The 2,910-nt window shown below is 52.8% G+C and carries 2 rRNA genes (1 of these 2 running past the window's edge); both read right to left on the bottom strand.

Annotated features, from left to right (window positions below):
• Positions 1-6 precede the first annotated feature (6 nt).
• Positions 7-119: ribosomal RNA gene (gene rrf, locus O9X62_RS15950) — 5S ribosomal RNA — on the bottom strand.
• 135 nt (positions 120-254) lie between these two features.
• Positions 255-2,910 (bottom strand): 23S ribosomal RNA (locus tag O9X62_RS15945) (it continues 226 nt past the right edge of the window).

Below are 2,910 nucleotides of genomic sequence, written 5' to 3'. Positions count from 1 at the left end.
AGGGTAGCCTGGCGGTGACCTACTTTCACACGGGAATCCGCACTATCATCGGCGCGGCCTCGTTTCACGGTCCTGTTCGAGATGGGAAGGCGTGGGTCCAAGGCGCTATGGCCGCCAAGCAAAACTGGCTGATTGTTGAGTGATCAACAATCTGAATTGGTTGCAAGGTACAAGACCTTGCATCTGGAAGAGGTATCAATTGGGTTGATGGTATCGTTCGCGAACCCGTGCCTGATTCAGGTCACTTGGGTTATAGGATCAAGCCTCACGGGCAATTAGTATCGGTTAGCTTAACGCATTACTGCGCTTCCACACCCGACCTATCAACGTCCTGGTCTTGAACGACCCTTCAGGGGACTCGAAGTCCCAGGGAAGTCTCATCTTAAGGCAAGTTTCCCGCTTAGATGCTTTCAGCGGTTATCTCTTCCAGACTTAGCTACCCGGCGATACGACTGGCGTCATAACCGGTACACCAGAGGTCTGTCCACTCCGGTCCTCTCGTACTAGGAGCAGCCCCCTTCAAACTTCCAACGCCCACTGCAGATAGGGACCAAACTGTCTCACGACGTTTTAAACCCAGCTCACGTACCACTTTAAATGGCGAACAGCCATACCCTTGGGACCGGCTACAGCCCCAGGATGTGATGAGCCGACATCGAGGTGCCAAACTCCGCCGTCGATGTGAACTCTTGGGCGGAATCAGCCTGTTATCCCCGGAGTACCTTTTATCCGTTGAGCGATGGCCCTTCCATACAGAACCACCGGATCACTATGTCCTGCTTTCGCACCTGCTCGACTTGTCAGTCTCGCAGTCAAGCATCCTTATGCCATTGCACTATCAGTACGATTTCCGACCGTACCTAGGATACCTTCGAGCTCCTCCGTTACACTTTGGGAGGAGACCGCCCCAGTCAAACTGCCTACCATGCACGGTCCCCGATCCAGATGATGGACCTAGGTTAGAACCTCAAACACACCAGGCTGGTATTTCAACGTCGGCTCCACAGAAACTAGCGTCCCTGCTTCAAAGCCTCCCAGCTATCCTACACAAGTCTGTTCAAAGTCCAATGCAAAGCTACAGTAAAGGTTCACGGGGTCTTTCCGTCTAGCAGCGGGGAGATTGCATCTTCACAAACATTTCAACTTCGCTGAGTCTCGGGTGGAGACAGTGTGGCCATCGTTACGCCATTCGTGCGGGTCGGAACTTACCCGACAAGGAATTTCGCTACCTTAGGACCGTTATAGTTACGGCCGCCGTTTACCGGGGCTTCGATCAAGAGCTTGCACCCCATCAATTAACCTTCCGGCACCGGGCAGGCGTCACACCGTATACGTCCACTTTCGTGTTGGCACAGTGCTGTGTTTTTAATAAACAGTCGCAGCCACCTTTTCACTGCAACCCCATCGAGCTTCGAGAGCAAGTCTCTACACTCTACCGGGGCACACCTTCTCCCGAAGTTACGGTGTCAATTTGCCGAGTTCCTTCACCCGAGTTCTCTCAAGCGCCTTAGAATTCTCATCCTACCCACCTGTGTCGGTTTGCGGTACGGTCTTTCTGTAACTGAAGCTTAGCGGCTTTTCCTGGAAGCAGAGCATCAACCACTTCGTCTGCAAGCAGACTCGTCATCACGCCTCAGCTAAGTCTCGCGGATTTGCCTACGAAACACGCCTACACGCTTAAACCGGGACTTCCAACACCCGGCTGGCCTAGCTTTCTCCGTCCCCACATCGCATTACAGAAAGGTACGGGAATATTAACCCGTTTCCCATCGACTACGCTTTTCAGCCTCGCCTTAGGGGCCGACTCACCCTGCGCCGATGAACGTTGCGCAGGAAACCTTGGGTTTTCGGCGACAGGGACTTTCACCCTGTTTATCGCTACTCATGTCAGCATTCGCACTTCCGATACCTCCAGCAGGGCTTACGCCACCACCTTCACAGGCCTACGGAACGCTCCTCTACCATATCCTTACGGATATCCGCGTCTTCGGTTCATAGTTTGAGCCCCGTTACATCTTCCGCGCAGGACGACTCGACCAGTGAGCTATTACGCTTTCTTTAAATGATGGCTGCTTCTAAGCCAACATCCTGGCTGTCTGTGCCTTCCCACTTCGTTTTCCACTTAACTATGCATTTGGGACCTTAGACGGCGGTCTGGGTTGTTTCCCTTTCGACCATGGACGTTAGCACCCACGGTCTGTCTCCCAAGCTCGCACTCACCGGTATTCAGAGTTTGCCATGGTTTGGTAAGTCTCGATGACCCCCTAGCCATAACAGTGCTTTACCCCCGGTGGTGATACTTGAGGCACTACCTAAATAGTTTTCGAGGAGAACCAGCTATTTCCAAGTTTGTTTAGCCTTTCACCCCTATCCACAGCTCATCCCCTAGTTTTGCAACACTAGTGGGTTCGGTCCTCCAGTGCGTGTTACCGCACCTTCAACCTGGCCATGGATAGATCACTTGGTTTCGGGTCTACACCCAGCAACTGAACGCCCTATTCGGACTCGCTTTCGCTACGCCTCCCCTACTCGGTTAAGCTCGCTACTGAATGTAAGTCGCTGACCCATTATACAAAAGGTACGCAGTCACCCGTTTCCAGGCTCCCACTGTTTGTATGCATCCGGTTTCAGGATCTATTTCACTCCGCTCCCGCGGTTCTTTTCGCCTTTCCCTCACGGTACTGGTTCACTATCGGTCGATCACGAGTATTTAGCCTTGGAGGATGGTCCCCCCATATTCAGACAGGGTTTCTCGTGCCCCGCCCTACTTGTCGTACGCTTAGTACCACCGATTGCTTTTCGTATACGGGGCTATCACCCACTATGGCCGGACTTTCCATTCCGTTCTACTAAACAATCGACTATCACGTACAGGCTCTTCCGCGTTCGCTCGCCACTACTTACGGAATC

Source organism: Chitinimonas sp. BJYL2 (assembly GCF_027257935.1).
GTDB lineage: Bacteria > Pseudomonadota > Gammaproteobacteria > Burkholderiales > Chitinimonadaceae > Chitinimonas.
The sequence above is the reverse complement of the archived record's forward strand: the minus strand, read 5'-3'. Positions and strand labels throughout refer to the sequence as shown.